At 68.2% G+C, this 16,747-nt stretch carries 12 protein-coding genes; 3 read left to right on the top strand and 9 right to left on the bottom strand.

Going from position 1 to position 16,747, the window contains the following annotated elements:
- The 5 genes from VEA80_RS01945 to VEA80_RS01965 all read right to left on the bottom strand — a co-directional run.
- Window positions 1-512 (bottom strand): acyl-CoA dehydrogenase family protein (locus tag VEA80_RS01945; RefSeq protein ID WP_325059002.1); only part of this gene is annotated, 512 nt, incomplete at its 3' end.
- Entirely contained in the window at window positions 512-1,330 is an 819-nt protein-coding gene (locus VEA80_RS01950) for an enoyl-CoA hydratase family protein (protein WP_325059003.1), read from the bottom strand. The genes VEA80_RS01945 and VEA80_RS01950, both read right to left, overlap by 1 nt.
- Window positions 1,327-1,788: a MarR family transcriptional regulator gene (locus VEA80_RS01955; RefSeq protein WP_325059004.1), complete on the bottom strand. Its 462-nt coding sequence runs from the start codon at window positions 1,786-1,788 to the stop codon at window positions 1,327-1,329. The genes VEA80_RS01950 and VEA80_RS01955 overlap by 4 nt, the downstream gene beginning before the upstream one ends.
- Before the next feature lie 139 nt (window positions 1,789-1,927).
- Window positions 1,928-2,686 carry an SDR family NAD(P)-dependent oxidoreductase gene (locus VEA80_RS01960; RefSeq protein ID WP_325059005.1) on the bottom strand — a complete coding sequence of 253 codons (759 nt, stop codon included), beginning with the start codon at window positions 2,684-2,686 and terminating at the stop codon, window positions 1,928-1,930.
- A complete protein-coding gene (locus VEA80_RS01965) occupies window positions 2,683-5,058 on the bottom strand; it encodes a bifunctional salicylyl-CoA 5-hydroxylase/oxidoreductase (protein ID WP_325059006.1) in 2,376 nt (791 codons plus the stop codon). Before VEA80_RS01965 ends, VEA80_RS01960 begins: the two co-directional genes overlap by 4 nt.
- A 192-nt stretch (window positions 5,059-5,250) precedes the next feature.
- Here VEA80_RS01965 and VEA80_RS01970 point away from each other — a divergent pair, with 192 nt between their 5' ends.
- Complete coding sequence (locus VEA80_RS01970) at window positions 5,251-6,771, top strand: aldehyde dehydrogenase family protein (RefSeq protein WP_325059007.1); 1,521 nt, start codon at window positions 5,251-5,253, stop codon at window positions 6,769-6,771.
- A gap of 14 nt (window positions 6,772-6,785) precedes the next feature.
- Here VEA80_RS01970 and VEA80_RS01975 read toward each other — a convergent pair whose 3' ends face one another.
- The 4 genes from VEA80_RS01975 to VEA80_RS01990 form a co-directional block, all read right to left on the bottom strand.
- Window positions 6,786-7,475: a tetratricopeptide repeat protein gene (locus tag VEA80_RS01975; RefSeq protein ID WP_325059008.1), complete on the bottom strand. Its 690-nt coding sequence runs from the start codon at window positions 7,473-7,475 to the stop codon at window positions 6,786-6,788.
- A gap of 272 nt (window positions 7,476-7,747) precedes the next feature.
- Window positions 7,748-10,837: an efflux RND transporter permease subunit gene (locus tag VEA80_RS01980; protein WP_325059009.1), complete on the bottom strand. Its 3,090-nt coding sequence runs from the start codon at window positions 10,835-10,837 to the stop codon at window positions 7,748-7,750.
- 3 nt (window positions 10,838-10,840) lie between these two features.
- Window positions 10,841-12,169: an efflux RND transporter periplasmic adaptor subunit gene (locus tag VEA80_RS01985; protein ID WP_325059010.1), complete on the bottom strand. Its 1,329-nt coding sequence runs from the start codon at window positions 12,167-12,169 to the stop codon at window positions 10,841-10,843.
- Window positions 12,166-12,714 carry a TetR/AcrR family transcriptional regulator gene (locus VEA80_RS01990; protein WP_325059011.1) on the bottom strand — a complete coding sequence of 183 codons (549 nt, stop codon included), beginning with the start codon at window positions 12,712-12,714 and terminating at the stop codon, window positions 12,166-12,168. The genes VEA80_RS01985 and VEA80_RS01990 overlap by 4 nt, the downstream gene beginning before the upstream one ends.
- Window positions 12,715-12,946: 232 nt before the next feature.
- Here VEA80_RS01990 and VEA80_RS01995 point away from each other — a divergent pair, with 232 nt between their 5' ends.
- Together VEA80_RS01995 and VEA80_RS02000 are read left to right on the top strand one after the other, a co-directional pair.
- Window positions 12,947-14,407, top strand: a complete 1,461-nt coding sequence (locus VEA80_RS01995) for an efflux transporter outer membrane subunit (protein WP_325059012.1) — start codon at window positions 12,947-12,949, stop codon at window positions 14,405-14,407.
- Between the two features lie 27 nt (window positions 14,408-14,434).
- A complete protein-coding gene (locus VEA80_RS02000) occupies window positions 14,435-16,696 on the top strand; it encodes a M20/M25/M40 family metallo-hydrolase (RefSeq protein WP_325059013.1) in 2,262 nt (753 codons plus the stop codon).
- Window positions 16,697-16,747: the final 51 nt, after the last annotated feature.

The raw sequence follows: 16,747 nt of genomic DNA on the forward strand, positions 1-16,747 counted from the left end.
GCCTTGGCGAACACCACATAGAAGTCGGCGATGCCGCCGTTCGAAATCCACGTCTTCACGCCGTCGAGTACCCAGCCGTCGCGCTCGCGCTTCGCCACGGTACTCATGGCCTGCACATCCGAGCCGGCATCGGGCTCCGACAGCGCGAAGGCGGCGATCGCCTCGCCGCTCGCCGCCTTCGGCAGGTATTGCTTCTTCAGCGCATCGCTGCCGGCGAGCGCGATCGGGCCGCTGCCCAGCCCCTGCATGACGAAGGAGAAATCCGCGAGCCCGGCGTGGTAGGCCAGCATCTCGCGCAGCACGGCGATCGAGCGCACGTCCGGCGCCTCGGAGACGCAATGGCGCAGCAGCCCCGCGCAGCCGAGGTCCTGCACCAGGCGCCTGCAGATGCGGTCGGCGTCTTCCCCGTGGGCGTGCGCGAGGTTGTCCTTCGCCCACGCCTCGGCCTCCGCGGCGAGCTTGCGATGCTTGTCCTCGAAGAACGGCCAGCCGTAATGGACGAACCTGTCCATCAGTCGCCCTCGAATACCGGCTTGCGCTTGGCGGCGAACGCTTCGTACGCGCGCCGGAAGTCCTGGGTGAGCATGAGCTCGGCCTGCGCCTGCGCTTCCATGTCGATCGCCTGGTCCACCGTGACGTTCCACTCCTCGTGCAGCATTTTCTTGGTCATGGCATGGGCGAGCGTCGGGCCGCTGGCAAGCTGCCTCGCGATATCCAGGGAAACGCCCAGCGGTTGATCGACCACCTGGTTGAAGAAGCCCCAGGCGAGGCCCTCGTCCGCGCCCATCGAGCGGCCCGTGTAGAGCAGCTCGGAGGCGCGTCCCTGGCCGATGATGCGCGGGAGCATGGCGCAGGCGCCCATGTCGCAGCCGGCGAGGCCGACGCGGGTGAAGAGGAATGCGGTCTTCGTGTTGGGTGACGCGAAGCGGATGTCGCTCGCCATTGCCAGAATCGCGCCGGCGCCGGCGCAGACGCCTTCGACGGCGGCGACGATCGGCTGCGGACAGGCGCGCATGGCTTTGACGAGATCGCCGGTCATGCGGGTGAAGCGCATGAGCTCGGGCATGCTCATTTTGGTGAGCGGGGCGATGATGTCGTGCACGTCGCCGCCGGAGCAGAAATTGCCGCCCGCGCCGGTGAGGACGACAGCGCGGCAGTCGTCGGCATAAGGGAGGCGGCGGAAGAGGTCGCGGAGTTCGGCGTAGCTCTCGAACGTCAGCGGATTTTTGCGCTCCGGGCGATTGAGCGTGACGGTGGCGACGCGGTCGGCGACGCTCCAGAGGAAATGCTCAGCGCGGTAGTCCGCGCTCTTCCAGGCGTCGCCGATCATGGCGCTGCTCCTCCCTTTGTCAGCTTGCGGCGGATGGACGATTTGGCGCCGTCCAGCAGCTGCGACAGCTTTTGTTTGTCGGCTTGCGTGAGCTCGCGCAGCAGCGCGTCCACGCAAGCGGCGTGCGCTTTGGCCATCTGCTTGAATACGCTTTCGCCTCTGCGCGTCAACCGGACGCGTTGGATGCGGCGGTCGTTTTCGTCTTGGCGCGTTTCGATGAGGCCGTCGGCTTCGAGTCGCGTGCGCAGCTGCGTGACGTTGCCGTTCGAGACGAGCAGATTGTGCGAAACTTCGCCGAGCGTGAGCGGCCCGTGGCGATCGAGCGCGGAGAGGAAATCGAAGCGAGCAATGGTCGAGCCGAAACGCGCGCGCATCAGCGTGTCGACTTCGCGCTCGATCAGCCGGCTGGTGGTGAGCAGGCGAAGCGAGAGGCGGACGGTGTCGCGGGCGTCCTTCATGGGAGACCCACACCCTCGTCATTCCGGGGCGCGCGCAGCGCGAACCCGGAACCCAGGGGCCGCGAGTGCGTCGGTTGCCCCTGGGTCCCGGGCTCAATGCTTCGCATTGCCCCGGGATGACGAAAGCAGGAGCGTCTCACTAAACTTCCCCGCCGCTCATCGGGATCGCGGCTCCATTCGTCGCAGCCGCGCCTTCGCTGCAGAGCCAGGAGATGGCGCTGGCGACTTCCTCCGCCGTGATCAAGCGGCCTTGCGGGTTGCCGGCGTAGAGCATGGCGCGGGCTTCGTCTTCGTTGAGCTTGGTCTTGCTGGCGATGTTCTCGGCGGCGCGGGTGACGATGTCCGTTTCGACATAGCCGGGGCAGATGGCGTTGACGGTGACGCCGCGCTTGGCCGTTTCGTAAGCGAGCGCGCGCGTCATGCCGACCATGCCGTGCTTGGAGGCGCAATAGGCGGAAATGTACATGCCGCCTTTGAGGCCCGCGATCGAAGCGACGTTGACGATACGGCCCCATTTGGCGGCGTACATGTCGGCGAGCGCGGCGCGCGCGCAGAGGAAGGCGCCGGTGAGATTGATCGCCAGCACTTCGTTCCACATCGAAAGCTCGGTGTTGTGCAGCGGCGCGGACGGCGTGACGCCGGCATTGTTGACGAGGATGCCGACCGGGCCGTGGTGCGCGCGCGCGGCCTCGAACGCGGCGGCGACGGAGCTTTCGTTGGCGACGTCGACGGAGACTGGAAAAGCGCCGAGCTCGGCCGCCGCCGCCTCCAGCCGCGCGAAATTGCGCGCCGCGAGCGTGAGCTTGGCGCCGCGGGCGGCGAGCAGGCGCGCGGTGGCGAGGCCGATGCCGGTGCCGCCGCCGGTGATGAAGGCGTGCTTGCCATTGAGATCGCTCATACCTTCTCCGTGACCGGTTCGCGGCGCTGCGCGTTGCGGCGCAGCTGACGCTCGCCGGCGTCATACTGCACCGGCGCGTGCACGCCGCCATAGCCGAGTTCGGCCGCCGCGCGCAGCGTCCAGAACGGATCGACCAGGTGCGGACGCGCCAGCGCGCAGAGATCGGCGCGGCCGGCGGCGAGGATGGAGTTGACGTGGTCCGGCTCGAAAATGTTGCCGACAGCCATGGTCGCGACGCGGGCTTCGTTGCGGATGCGGTCGCAGAAAGGGGTTTGGAACATGCGGCCGTAGACCGGGCGCGCGAGCGGCGTGGTCTGGCCGGCGGAGACGTCGATGAGATCAGCGCCGGCATTGGCGAACGCTTCGGCGATGGCGACGGAGTCTTCGGCGCTGAGCCCGTCCTCGCACCAATCGGTGGCGGAGATGCGCACGCTCATCGGCTTGTGTCGCGGCCAAGCGGCGCGCATGGCTTCGAACACTTCGAGCGGAAAGCGGAGGCGATTTTCGACGCTGCCGCCATATTCGTCGCTGCGCTGGTTGCTGACCGGCGTCAGGAAGGACGAGAGCAGGTAACCGTGGCCGCAATGCAGTTCGAGCATGTCGAAGCCGGCTTGCTCCCCCATGAGCGTGGCGCGAACAAAGTCGGATTTGACGCGGTCCATGTCGGCGCGCGTCATTGCGCGCGGGATGGCGTTGCGGTCGGACCAGGGGATCGGCGAAGGGCCGATGATCTCCCAATTGCCGCTTTCGAGCGGCTGATCGGGATGATCCTCTTCCCACGGCGCGCGGGTTGAGCCCTTGCGGCCGGCGTGCGCGAGCTGGAGCGCGAATTTCGCGGCGGTGTGGGTGTGCACGTAATCGACGATGCGCTTCCAGGCGGCGACGTGCTTTGGATCGTACATGCCAGCGCAGCCAGGGGTGATGCGAGCGTCGGCCGAGACGTCGGTCATCTCCGTGAAGATGAGGCCTGCGCCGCCGCTGGCGCGGGCGCCGTAATGGACGAGGTGGAAGTCGTTCACTTCGCCGTCGACGGCCGAGTACATGCACATCGGGCTGACGACGACGCGGTTGGCGATGGTCATGTCGCGCAGGCGGAAGGGCACGAACATGGGGGGTGTCGAGCCCGGACCGCCGGCGCCCTCGCCGGCAGCGACGTTTGCGCCACGCGCTGAGGTTTCGGAGCTTGCCTCTACGGCCCTTGCCGGCGAGGGCGCCGGCGGTCCGAGATTGGCTTCGAACCATCGCTCTACATTCTGTAAGAAGCGGTTGTCCCGCAGCCGCAGATTCTCGTGGCTGACGCGCTGGCTGCGGGTGAGCAGCGAATAGGCGAACTGCAGCGGCGCTAGCTTGGCGTAGCGATCGATGTGTTCGAACCATTCGGTCGAATTGCGCGCGGCGTTTTGCAGCTTCAGCACTTCGACTTGGCGCTCGGCGTGGTACTCGGCCAGCGCCTCGGCGAGCGGTTTGCCGCCATGCAGCACTTGCGCGAGCTTGATCGCGTCTTCGATGGCGAGCTTGGTGCCGGAGCCGATCGAGAAGTGGGCGGTGTGCGCCGCATCGCCCATCAGGATGAGGTTATCCTTGTGCCACGTCTCGCAAACGATGCGCGGGAAGTTGAGCCAGGCCGAGCCGCGCAGGTGCTTGGCGTTGGTGGAGAGGCTCGCGCCGTCGAGATATTTCGCGAAGCGCTTTTCGGCCGTGCGGCAGGTTTCGTCTTGGCTCATCGTATCGAAGCCGAAGCTTCGCCACGTGGCTTCGCTGCATTCGACGATGAAGGTCGAGGCATTCTCCTCGAACTTGTAGGCGTGGGCCCAGATCCAGCCGTGTTCGGTTTGCTCGAAGGCGAAGGTGAAGGCCTCGAAGGCTTTGTCCGCGCCGAGCCAGATGTATTTGTTCGGGCGGATGTCGATATCGACGCCGAAGTGGTCGGCGTGGGCGTTGCGCCATTTCGAATTGGCGCCGTCGCTGGCGAGGACGAGATCGTATTGCGTGAGCAGCGCTGGATCGGCTTCGACCTCGGTCTTGAACGCGAGCCGTACGCCGAGTTCTCGGGCGCGGTCCTGCAGGATGTTCAAGAGGCGCTTCCTGCCGATGCCGACGAAGCCGTGGCCGGACGATGTAATGGTTTGGCCGTGAATATGGACGTCGATGTCGTCCCAATGGGCGAAGCCGGCTTCGATGGCGTCGGCGCTCTTGGGATCGTTGGCGCGGAGGTTCTCCATGGTCTGGTCGGAGAAGACCACGCCCCAGCCGAACGTGTCGCCCGGGTCGTTGCGTTCGAACACGACGATGTCGTGCCGCGGGTCGCGCAGCTTCATCGAGATGGCGAAGACAAGGCCGGCGGGACCGCCGCCGGCGCAGGCGATGCGCATGGCGGTAGTTTATATATGAAATAGTGGGCGCGGCAAGCGTTCGCCTCGCGCCGCGGAGCGGGGGAGGGGCTAGGGAGGGGAGTTACACTGTCTCCCTCCTCGCGGCTCGCCGCGTGTCCCTCCCCCGCTGCGCGGGGCGAGGGATGGCAGGTTCGCCGGCGGGCGCGTATAGGCTCGCCGCGAAAGGATTTGATGATGATCAGCATTGCCAAGGAGGCGCAGGAGACGCTGGCGGCGTTGGGCGTGGGCGCCGCGAGCGGCAGTCTCATCTCGCATTCGCCGATCACCGGTGAGCGGATCGGCGCAGCGGCGGCGGATGATGCGGCGAGCGCAGCCGCCAAGATCGAGCGGGCGCATGCGGCGTTTCTGGAGTGGCGCAACGTTCCCGCCCCGCAGCGCGGCGAGCTGGTGCGGCTGTTCGGCGAAGAGCTGCGCGCGCACAAGGCGGCGCTTGGTCGGCTGGTGACGCTCGAAGCGGGCAAGATCGTCAGCGAAGGCTTGGGCGAAGTGCAGGAGATGATCGATATTTGTGATTTCGCGGTCGGTCTCTCGCGCCAGCTCTATGGCCTGACGATCGCCACCGAACGCGCCGAGCATCGAATGATGGAGACGTGGCATCCGCTGGGCGTCGTCGGCATCATATCGGCGTTCAATTTTCCGGTGGCGGTGTGGGCGTGGAACGCGGCGCTGGCGCTGGTGTGCGGCAACGCCGTCGTCTGGAAGCCGTCGGAGAAGACGCCGCTGACGGCGGCGGCGACGCAAAATTTGTTCGAGCGCGCCGCCGCGCGGTTTCGCGCGCAAGGCGGGGCGGCGCCGGAAGGTTTGTCGGCGCTGCTGCAAGGCGGGCGCGGCGTCGGTGAAAAGCTGGTCGATCATCCGCGTGTGGCGCTGGTCTCGGCCACTGGTTCGACGGCGATGGGCCGCGCCGTTGGGCCGCGTGTGGCGCAGCGGTTCGGGCGCGCGCTGCTGGAGCTCGGCGGCAACAACGCGTCTGTCGTGTGCCCGAGCGCCGATCTCGATCTGGCGCTGCGCGCCGTGGCGTTCGCGGCGATGGGCACGGCCGGTCAGCGCTGCACGACGCTGCGGCGGCTGTTCGTGCATGAGAGCGTCTATGACGCGTTCGCGCCGCGGCTGAAGCAGGCGTACGCGTCGGTGAAGGTGGGCAATCCGCTCGAGCAAGGCGTGCTGGTCGGGCCCCTGATCGATGGTGCGGCGTTCGCGGCGATGCAGCGCACGCTCGTTGAGGCGCGCGGCGCAGGTGCGACCGTGACGGGCGGCGAGCGTATCGATCTCGGCGGCGACGGCGCGTTCTACGTGCGCCCGGCGTTGGCGGAGATGCTGGCCCACGAAGGCCCCGTGCTGCGCGAGACGTTCGCACCGATCCTCTACGTGATGAAGTATCGCGAGCTGGACGAAGCGATCGCGCTCAACAATGCCGCGCCGCAAGGGCTTTCGTCGTCGATCTTCACCAACGATCTGCGTGAGGCGGAGCAGTTTCTTTCCGCGCGCGGCTCCGATTGCGGCATCGCCAACGTGAACATCGGCCCGTCGGGCGCCGAGATCGGCGGCGCGTTCGGCGGCGAGAAGGAAACCGGCGGCGGCCGTGAGAGCGGCTCCGACGCCTGGAAAGCCTACATGCGCCGGGCGACTAACACCGTGAATTACGGGCGCACGCTGCCGCTGGCGCAGGGCGTGAAGTTCGAGATCGAGTGACTCGCGCGTTGCGCTTAGGGCGCCAGGCCGGCGTTGGCGTAATATTCGACGTCGAGCCGATCCATTTCGCGGGCTCGCGCCATGTCGGCTTCGCCTTCGGCGCTCCGCCCCTGCCGCACCGCCGCCACGCCGCGGCCGTAGAGCGCGGCGGCGTTGTACGGGTCTTCTTCGACGGCTCTAGCGAAGTCCGCGGCGGCGCGGTCGAGATCGCCTTGCATGAAGAAATAGTAGCCGCGCGAGGTCAGCGCCGAGGAGGGGGTATCGGAGTTGCGGACCGCGCGGTTACAAAAGCTCAAACCTCGTTCAAGATCTGTGCGCAGCGCGGCCCGCACTTCGCAACGGTCTGCGTGAAGGCCGGGGTCGGTCGAATAGCCGCGCGCGGAAATGCGAGCGGCGCGGTCGAACGCCTCGCTTGCGCCTTGATAGTCGCCGCGCCTGAATAAGATGGCGCCTCGTCCTCGGTGAGGCGCTGGCGCCATACTTTCGATCGCGGCGGCCCGCTCGTAATCGGAAAGAGCGGCATCGTAATTCTCTAATCGCGCGGCGACGAGACCGCGATTGTAGTAGCCGTCATAGCTTCGTGGATTAGCGGTGACGTCCTGTGAGAAAATGTCTCCGGCGCTCCTCAGGTCCGACTCATATTGAGCGTGCTGACCCGCATCACGGTGGCGCATTGCGCGAAACCAAAGGATGTAACCGCTCATGCTGCGAGAGTCGTTCTCCGCGAGGAGACGATCGCAGCTCGCAATTGATTCGGCCGGGTCGAAGACATGCTCCTCATGGGTGCATCGGTCCCAATGATGAGAGGTGCCAACGGAGCCGAGCTGCGGAAGGCCGATGCTGTTGTCCATGCTCCACTGCGCGGAAGCAGGCGCCGCGACAGTCACTACGGCGATAGCTAAGAAATAGGCCAAGCTGCGCATACGTTGCTCCACAGCAATGGACCAGCCTTAGCATCGCGTCGCCATGCTCGCAATCACTCCGCCGGCGTGCGCACGGCGTCGTCCTCTTCGCGTGCCTGCGGCTTCGGCAGGAAGCCCTGCACCCAGCGCTCCAGCCGATCGATCAGCACGAACATCGCCGGCACGAACACCAGCGAGAGCAGCGTCGAGAGCATCAGCCCGCCGATCACCGCCGCGCCCATGCCTTGGCGCAGCGTGCCGTCGACGCCCCAGCCCAGGGCGGCCGGAAGCATGCCGCCGGACATCGCGAACGTCGTCATGATGATCGGCCGCGCGCGCTGCATGCCCGCTTCCATCAAGGCTGCGTTGCGGCTCATGCCGTGATGCATGCGCTCGACGGCGAAATCGACCAGCAGGATCGAGTTCTTGGTGACGAGACCCATCAGCATCAGCAGGCCGATGAACGCGAACAGCGACAGCGGCTGATTGGCGACGATGAGGCCGACGAAGGCGCCGCCGAGCGAAAGAGGCAGCGCGGTCATGATCGTGATCGGCTGGAAGAAGTCCTTAAACAGCAGCACCAGCACGATGTAGATCAGGATCACGCCCCACAGCATCGCCGTGCCGAAGGCCGCCGTCATCTCGGCGAAGTCTTCGGTCTGGCCGCCGGTGGCGAGGCGCACGCCTTGGCCCGGCTCCTTCGCTTCGGGCAGGTTGAACACCGCTTGCTGCGCTTCGCTCAGCTCGACGCCCGGCACGACGTTGGCGCCGACGCTGACCGCGCGCTCGCGGTCGCGGCGCTCGATCGTCGCTTCGCCGAGCGAGAACGTCACGTTGGCGACCGCATCGAGCCGGACGGGCGGGCCAAGCGACGACTGCACTGGCAGCGCGCTGATGACGTCGAGATCGGTGCGGTTGTCCGGCCGCAGCGTGGTGCGGATCGGGATTTGCCGATCGGCGAGATCGAACTTCGGCAGGTTCTGTTCGGCGTCGCCGCTGGTGGCGATGCGCACTGCGGAGGCGAGACTGGCCGATGTGACGCCCAGCCGCGCCATGTCAGTATCGCGCGGCTGCACCTGAATCTCAGGCCGGCGCACGGCCGAAGAAGCGCGCACGTCGACCAGCACCGGAAGCTGGCCCATCGCGGCGGCCAGCCGCTCGGCGGCGGCGTTCACGCGTGTCGGGTCCTGACCAACGAATTGCACGGTGATGTCTGAGCCGGTCTGGCCGCCCTGATCCTGGATGAACTGGGAGCGGTAGTCCGGAAACTCGGAGAGGATCGGCCGCAGCGTCTGCTGAATCGCGTAGGCGGACCGGTCGCGGTCATCGCGATCGGTGAGCTGAATGAAGATGTTGGCGTCGGGCGCCGAACCGTCGGCGCCGCTCATCGAGGTGAAAACGCCTTCCACCTCCGGCGTCGATTGGCGGATGCGCGTCGACATGCTCTGCAGCATGCGGTCCGCTTGCAGCACCGGCGTGCCCGGCGGGATTTCTACGCGCACCTGGATCATGCCGCTGTCGAAGCGTGGAATGACGACAGCGGGGACGGTCATCGCCAAACCGAGCGAGACGACGAACACGCCGAGGCCGACCCCGGTCGTCTTCCACGGATTGCGGATCGACCAGCTCAGGATGTCGCGATAGGCGAGCGTGAGCGTGCCGGGCTTGGCTTCGTGTTCATTGCCTTTGTTGGAAAGGAAGAACGCCGCCATCATCGGCGTGATGAGGCGCGCGACGATCAGCGAGAAGAACGCGGCGATCGCGACCGTGAGGCCGAATTCCCTGAAGAACACCCCCATGCCGCCGGACATGAAGCTCACGGGCACGAACACGGCGATGATCGAGAAGGTGGTGGCGACGACGGCGAGGCCGATCTCGTCGGCGGCTTCGAGCGCGGCGGGGTAGGCGCCTTTGCCCATGCGCATGTGCCGGACGATGTTCTCGATCTCGACGATGGCGTCGTCGACGAGGACGCCGGTGACGAGCGCCAGCGCGATCAGAGTCACCATGTTCAAGGTGAAGCCCAGCACTTCGATCGCGGCGAAGGTCGGCAGGATCGAGAGCGGGATGGCGGCGGCGGCGATCAGGGTGGCGCGCCAGTCGCGCAGGATCAGGAACACGACGAGGCAGGCCAGCAGCGCGCCTTCGATCAGCGCGTGGATCGAGCTCTCGTGCATGCCGCGGATGAATTCCACGGTCGAGCCGATCTCGGTGATGGTGATGCCGGGGTGGCTTTCCTCGATCTCGCGCAGCCGCTCGTCCATACGGTCGAACACTTGCACTTCCGATGCGCCGCGCGTGCGCAGCACCAGGAAGCCGACCACCGGTTGGCCGTTATAGCGCGAGATCGACTGCATATCGGAGGCGCTGTCGGTCACCGTGCCGAGATCGCCGAGGCGCACCGTGCCGCCGTCGGACGTGGCGATGCGGGTTTCGGCCAGCTCCTGCACGGTCTCGGCGCCGCCGAGCGTGCGGATCGATTGCGCCTGGCCGCCGACTTGCGCTTGGCCGCCGGGCAGGTCGACGTTGCGGGCGCGCAGTTGGCTGTTGATCTGATCGGCCGAGACCCCGTAGGCGAGCATGCGCGCGGGATCGAGTTCGACGCGGATCTCACGATCGACGCCGCCCATGCGCTGCACCTGACTGACGCCGCTCACGGCAAGCAGTTCGCGCTGCAGATCGTTGTCGATGAACCAGGAAATGTCCTGCGGCGTCATGCCCTGGCCTTCGACGGCGTAATAGCCGATCGGCTGGCTCGCCGCTTCGATGCGGGTGATCACCGGTTCGGTGATGTCGGCCGGCAGCTCGGCGCGGATGCGGTTGATCGCGTCGCGCGCGTCGTCGACGGCGCGGGCGAGATCGGTTTCGCCCTCCATCTCCACCGTCGTCGTCGAGACGCCGGGCGAGATCGTGGAATTGACGCGCTTGACGCCTTCGACCGCCGTCAGCGCGCTCTCGATACGCTGGGTGATCTGCGTTTCCATTTCCACCGGCGCCGCGCCCGGCTGGGCGACGGTGATGGTGAAGCCGCCGAAATCGACGTTCGGCAACTGATTGATCGGCAGCCGGTTGTAGGCCTGCCATCCCGCGAACACGAGCGCGAGGATCAAGAGGATCGGCGGGATCGGATTGCGGATCGCGCCGGCGGAGATGTTCCAGGCCATGTCTCAGTCTTCCCGGCCGCGCAGCCCGGTCGGCTGCGCTGGGTTCGGCGCCTGCGCGGCGGCGGGCGCTTCTTGCGCAAGCGGGCGGACTTCGTCGCCGTGCTGCAGGAACGCCGCGCCGGAGCCGACGATGCGCTGGCCTGGCGTGAGGCCGGCGAGAATCTCGACCATCTCGCCGCTGCGGCCGCCGAGCTCGACGTTGGCGCGCTGAGCGAGATAGACCGGCTCTTCCTCGCCTTCGCGGCGCACCTGGGCGATCACGAACACGTACGCCTGCCCGCGATCGTAGAGCACCGAGCTTTGCGGCGCGGCGATCACATCGCGCGGCGGCAGCTGCGCTTCGCCGCGCAAATACATGCCGGCGCGGACGCGCGTGTTCTCTGGGAGCGAGAACAAGGCTTCGCCCGTGCGCGTGCGGCTGTCGATCGACGCGGGCAGGCGGCGCAAGCGGCCTTGCACGGTCGAGCCGTCGACCAGGGTGAACACGGCGGGCGCGCCTTCCTGCAACGCCAGCGCCTCGCCCTCGGCGACTTGCGCGGCGACTTCCAGCTGATTGCCGGCGGCGATGCGGAAGAGCACTTGTCCGGCGACATCGCGGCCGACTTCGGCCATGCGGTCGATGACGAGGCCGCTTGCCGGCGCGCGGACATAACCGCCGCCAAGGCGGGCGTTTACTTCCTGGGCTTGCGCGCGCGCCGCGAGCAGGCGCGCATCGGCGGCGATCGCGGCGGCGCGGCGCGCTTCGATCGCCTCGGTCGAGAGCGCGCCGGAGTCGCGGATGGATTCAGCGCGCTCGTACTCGCCGCGCGCCCGCACGGCTGCCGATTGCGCTTCGGCGACAGAAGCTTGCGCGGCGCGGATCTGCGCCTGCGCAAGATTGGTGTCGAGCCGCGCCATGGCTTGGCCCTGGCGCACGTAGTCGCCTTCGTCGACCAGGATTTCGAGCACGCGCACGCCGCTCGCCGGCGCCGCGACTTGGATGTCGCGCACCGGACGCGCTTCGCCGTTCAGCGCGATGGCGGGACTGAAGCTCTGTGTGCCCACGGTGATCGCCGTCACTGCTTGCGCGGTCGCGACTTCCGTCCGCACGGCGCCCTCGCCGCCCAAGCGCGACAGCACGAACAGCACGGCGACGATGGCGACAATGCCGCCGCCCAAGAGCATCAGCACTTTGCGCCGATGGCCTTCCTCTGTCTCGGACGCGGTGGCGCGCGCCCAAGCGCTCTGGCTGGCGTCGCGCGCATTGCGGAAGGCGCGGCCGCCGCCTTCGGCGGCGCGTTTGAAAAAGCCCTGGGCTTTGTTGAAGATCTCGGGGCGTTCGGGTTTGTTCATGGGCGGGAGCTCAGATAACGTTCCGCAAGCGAGCAAAACTGCGCCACCGCCTCGTCAGTGTCGGTGTCGCGCAGGAACGCCCGCCGCAGACCTATGCCTTCGATCGCGGCGTACAAGGTCTCGGCCGCTTCCTCTGGGTCCAACGTGACGTCGATTTCACGCCGCGCTTGGGCAGTTTCGATCGCTTGTGCAAAAAGCTTCACACTGCGCACGTCGGTCGCGCGCAGCGAGGCGGAGAGCACATCGTCGCGCAACGCTTCGGCGATGATGTCGGCGATGAGCGCGCCGTCGCCATCGGCGAACTTCTGCAGGAAGTTGCGCGCGGCGAGGCAGAGCGCGGGGATCAATCCTTCTTGCTCTGCGGCGCGCAGAAAGGCGGTGTCGCCCTCGCCTCGATGGTCCTCGGCGATGGCGGCGATGATCTCGGCCTTGGAGGCGAAATAGCGGTAGAGCGCCCCGGCGCTGATGCCGGCCTCGGCGCAGATCTCCTGCATCGTCGCTTGGTGAAAGCCGCGGCGGCGGAAGCAGCCGATGGCCGCGTCCATGATCTGGCGCCGGCGGCGCTCAGCCAGTTGGGGGTCAGCTAGTCGCGCCACGGAACCTCGACACACAGACAGAGGCCGCTTGCCGGGCCACGCTGCATCGCATATAAAACGAATGTTCGTTCTTTAAATGTTAAGCCTGGACGGCGTCAAGCTCAGATCCCAAGTCGAGCGGCGCGGCGTGCAGGCCAGAGGCTGCCGCCGGAGCCGTTAAGTGTCTGTGGAGCAACGGAATATGAACTCAGCCCGTTCCATCCGGCGGGGTTTGGCGACTGCGCTTGCGGCGCTGGCGCTGACGGCCTGCTCCACCATGCCCGACGAGCGGCCGCTGAATCCCACCCTGCCGGCGAACTGGACTGACGCGCCGGCCGTGGCTCAGCAGCCGGTCACCGACTGGTGGCGCCAGTTCAACGATCCGGCGCTGGTCAGCCTCGTCGATCAGGCGCTGCTCGAGGGGCCGAGCGTGCAGCAGGCGCTGTTGCGCGTGCGCGAAGCGCGCGCCCTCTCGCATTCGACCGTCACTCAGTTCTTGCCGGAGCTGACCGCGACGGGGCAGGGCCAATACCAGCGCGCGGTCGAAGACGGCGCGCTGCCGACGGCGGGCGGCGGTGTCGAACGCGAGCAGATGACCGGCTCCTATGGCGCGCAGGTCGCGTGGGAGATCCCGCTGTTCTCGCGCATCGAGGCGGCGTTTGTCGGCTCGCGCGCCAACACGCGCGCGGCGGTGGCCGATGTGCGCGCCGCGCAAGTCGCGCTCGCGGCTGATGTGGCGCAGGCTTATGTCGATCTGCGCGCCGCGCAGGCGAGCCGCGCGGCGCTGGCGCGTTCGGTCGAAACCGCGGACGAGCTCGCGCGGATTCTGCAGATCAGCTACGAGGCCGGCATCACCTCCGAAGCGGACGCCGCCGACGCGCGCCGTTTGGCCGAAGCCACGCGCACGCGTCTCCCGGGCTTGGTGATCGAAGAGCGGCGCGCCGAAAACGTGCTCGCGGTGCTGCGCGGCCTCGCGCCCGGCACGGAGTCGGCCGATGTGCGCGCCGTGCTCGATGCGCAGGGCCGGCCGATCCCCGTGCTCAATCTGACGCAAGCGCCGGCAGCGCCGGCTGACCTGGTGCGCCTCAGGCCCGACGTGGCGCGTGCGGAAGCGCAGGCGCTGGTGGCCGCCGCCGGTGTCGCCAATGCGCGCAACGATCTGTTGCCCCGGCTCAATCTCACCGGCGCGGTCCTCACCACCGATGCGCTGATCGGCGATCCGGTCAGCGCCGGCGCGACGTTCGCCACCGGCACGCCGCTGATCTCGATTCCGTTGTTTGATTGGGGCCAGCGCTTCGCCCGCATCCGCGAGCGCGACGCGCAATTCGACCAGGCGCTGTTGCAATATCGCCAAGTGGTGACGCAGGCGATCGCCGAAGGCTCGAATGCTTTGGTGGCCCTCGACCAAGGCCGGTTGCGGCTGGATTCGGCGCGGCGCGCCGAAACCGCGGCGGAAACGACGGCGCGCGGCTCGCGCGCGGCCTACGGCGCCGGCATCCAGAGCTTGGCCGATCGCCTCCGCTCCGAGCAGCAGCTGATCGACGCCAATCTCACCCGGATCGACGCCGAAGCGCAGGCCGCGCGCGCGGCGATCGCCATCTACCGCGCCTTCGGCGGCGGCCCCTCGTTTGCGACGCCGCTCAGGGACGTGCCGTCGCAATAGCTCGGGAACAATGCTAGAGCGGCGGCGATGACCGACACGCCGCCGCAGCCCGCTCGCCGCCCTTTCCCTTATGCGCTTTTCATACTCGCGCTGCTGTTTGCGGCCTTGATGAGCGCAGGCGCTTTGGTCGAGCCGCCGCCGCTGCGCGCCGCCAACGCGGCGCATCAGTTCGACGCCGCCGCCGCGCGCGCGCGTTTGGGCCGGATTCTCGGCGACGAAAGCCCGCATCCGGTCGACAGCGCGGCGCAGGACGTCGTGCGCGCGCGTTTGCTGACGGAGATCCGCGCGCTCGGCTTCACGCCGGAGGTGCGCGAACAGTTCGTCTGCCGCGGCGAGGGGCTGCGCATCGAGTGCGCGATGGTGCGCAATGTTCTGTTCAGCGCCGGTCCGGAAAGGGGTCCGGCCATTTTGGCGGCGACGCACTATGACGGTGTGCCGGCTGGGCCGGGGGCGAGCGATGCGGGGGTGGGGGTGGCGGCGTGGCTCGAGATCGCGCGCATGCTGCGGGACGAGGCGCTGGAGCGGCGGGTGATCTTTCTGATCAGCGACGGGGAGGAACAAGCGCTGCTCGGCGCGCAGGCTTTCGTGCAGAGCGGGGGGATGGAGGAGGTCGGGGCGCTGGTGAATCTGGAGGCGCGGGGGACGCGGGGGCCGGCGGTGTTTTTCGAGAGCAATCAGCCGAACGCCGATGCGGCGGCGGCGTTTGCGCGGGCGCCGCGGGGGATGGCCAATTCGGTGATGGCCGACGTCTATGCGCTGCTGCCGAATTCGACCGATGTGACGGCGCTGACGCGGCCGGGGCTCGACGTCGTCAACATCGCGCTGCTGGAGGGGCTCGAACACTATCACACGCCGCAGGACTCGCTCGCCTCGGCCGACGTAGCGAGCCTGCAGCACATGGGCGACAGCGCGCTGGCGACGGTGCGCGCGTTCGCCGGCGGGCCGGACCGGGGCGATGCGACGCCGCTTGTGTACACCGACATCGCCTCGCGCCTGTTCGTGCGCGCGCCGGCTTGGGCGGCGCAGGGCGCGCTGGGCGTGAGCGTGCTCATCGCCGCGTTCGCGTTCTGGCGCGCGGAGATGCAGGGCCGGTGGCGCGCATTTGCGGCGCCGGCAGCGGTGTTGCTGATAGCGGGTTTGAGCGCGGCGGCGGCAGGGTTTGCGCTCGATGCGCTGCGGCCGGGCGGGACGTATTGGTTCGCGATGCCGGCCTGGACGCGCGCCTGGTGCGCGCTGGCGGCGCTCGCGGCGCTGCCGTTGGCGCTGATGGCGACGCGCGCGCCGCGCAACGGCGAACTGATCGGGGCGGCGGCGATGCTGTGGTTCGCGCTGCTTGGGTTCGTCGCATCGTTCCTCCTGCCTGGCATTTCGATCTTGTTCGCGATCCCGGCGCTGGCCTACGCCCTGTTCGCGGCCATCGGCTTCTTCTGGACGCCGGCGCGAACCGTTGGCGCGATCGCCGCGGCGCTGCTGACGCTGCTCGTCTGGGCGCCGGCGCTTTATCTCACCGAGCTTGCGCTCGGATTCGAGTTTCCGTTCGCCTCCGCCGCCTTGATGGCGTTGGCGGCGATGACCTGGCTCGGCCTGCTCGTGCGCGGCCAGGGCGAGACGCGCTGGCGCGGCGCAGCGGCCGTGCTCGGCGCCGGCATGATCGCTGCGGCGATCGGCGCGGCGCTCGCGCCTGCGGCGACATCGGCGCGGCCGGCGCCGCTCAATCTCAATTACTTCGTCGACGTCGACGAAGGGCGAGCGCGCGTGTTGGCCGGCAGCGCGGCGCGGCCTTTGCCGGCGCCGATCGCCGCGGCGGCGGACTTCCAGCCCGAGCGCGTCCTGCCCGGCGACCGCTTGCCGAGCTGGGCCGCGCCGGCAGCGCTTGCGCCGGCGCCCGCGCCGACGCTGACGGACATTGCCGTCGCCGAGGCGGGCGGCGAACGCATCGTCCGCGCCACCCTCGCCATGAACGGCGCTTACCGCGCGAGCTTGCGCATCCCGCGCGCGGCAGCGCCCCGTAGCGCCAGCGTCGCCGGCGTCTCGGCCGGTTTCGGCGAACGCGACGGCGCGGGCGAGTTCGTCAGCCTCGCCTGCCAGGGCCGCGCCTGCGACGGCGCCGCGATCGAGATCGTCCTTTCCGGCGATGGCGATACCGGCGAGTGGTTCATTATCGGCCAGACGCCCGGCGCGCCCGCGCGCCCGGCTGCGCCGATCCGCGCCGCCCGCCCGGCCGAAACCACCCCGATCCAGTTCGGCGACACGGTGGTGACGCTCGCGCGCGTGCGGCCCTTGGAGTGAATTCGCCCCCGGAAAACTGGGCGCCGCTCTTGCAAGAGCGGCCGGCGCTCG

The sequence above is a fragment of the Vitreimonas sp. genome, from assembly GCF_035627415.1.
GTDB lineage: Bacteria > Pseudomonadota > Alphaproteobacteria > Caulobacterales > Aquidulcibacteraceae > Vitreimonas.

What these genes read in the sequence shown, in the direction of transcription:
- VEA80_RS01950 (WP_325059003.1), bottom strand. Translation starts at nt 1,330, where the DNA reads ATGATCGGCGACGCCTGGAAGAGCGCGGACTACCGCGCTGAGCATTTC.
- VEA80_RS01955 (WP_325059004.1), bottom strand. Translation starts at nt 1,788, where the DNA reads ATGAAGGACGCCCGCGACACCGTCCGCCTCTCGCTTCGCCTGCTCACC.
- VEA80_RS01960 (WP_325059005.1), bottom strand. Translation starts at nt 2,686, where the DNA reads ATGAGCGATCTCAATGGCAAGCACGCCTTCATCACCGGCGGCGGCACC.
- VEA80_RS01965 (WP_325059006.1), bottom strand. Translation starts at nt 5,058, where the DNA reads ATGCGCATCGCCTGCGCCGGCGGCGGTCCCGCCGGCCTTGTCTTCGCC.
- VEA80_RS01970 (WP_325059007.1), top strand. Translation starts at nt 5,251, where the DNA reads ATGATGATCAGCATTGCCAAGGAGGCGCAGGAGACGCTGGCGGCGTTG.
- VEA80_RS01975 (WP_325059008.1), bottom strand. Translation starts at nt 7,475, where the DNA reads ATGAGCGGTTACATCCTTTGGTTTCGCGCAATGCGCCACCGTGATGCG.
- VEA80_RS01980 (WP_325059009.1), bottom strand. Translation starts at nt 10,837, where the DNA reads ATGGCCTGGAACATCTCCGCCGGCGCGATCCGCAATCCGATCCCGCCG.
- VEA80_RS01985 (WP_325059010.1), bottom strand. Translation starts at nt 12,169, where the DNA reads ATGAACAAACCCGAACGCCCCGAGATCTTCAACAAAGCCCAGGGCTTT.
- VEA80_RS01990 (WP_325059011.1), bottom strand. Translation starts at nt 12,714, where the DNA reads ATGGACGCGGCCATCGGCTGCTTCCGCCGCCGCGGCTTTCACCAAGCG.
- VEA80_RS01995 (WP_325059012.1), top strand. Translation starts at nt 12,947, where the DNA reads ATGAACTCAGCCCGTTCCATCCGGCGGGGTTTGGCGACTGCGCTTGCG.
- VEA80_RS02000 (WP_325059013.1), top strand. Translation starts at nt 14,435, where the DNA reads ATGACCGACACGCCGCCGCAGCCCGCTCGCCGCCCTTTCCCTTATGCG.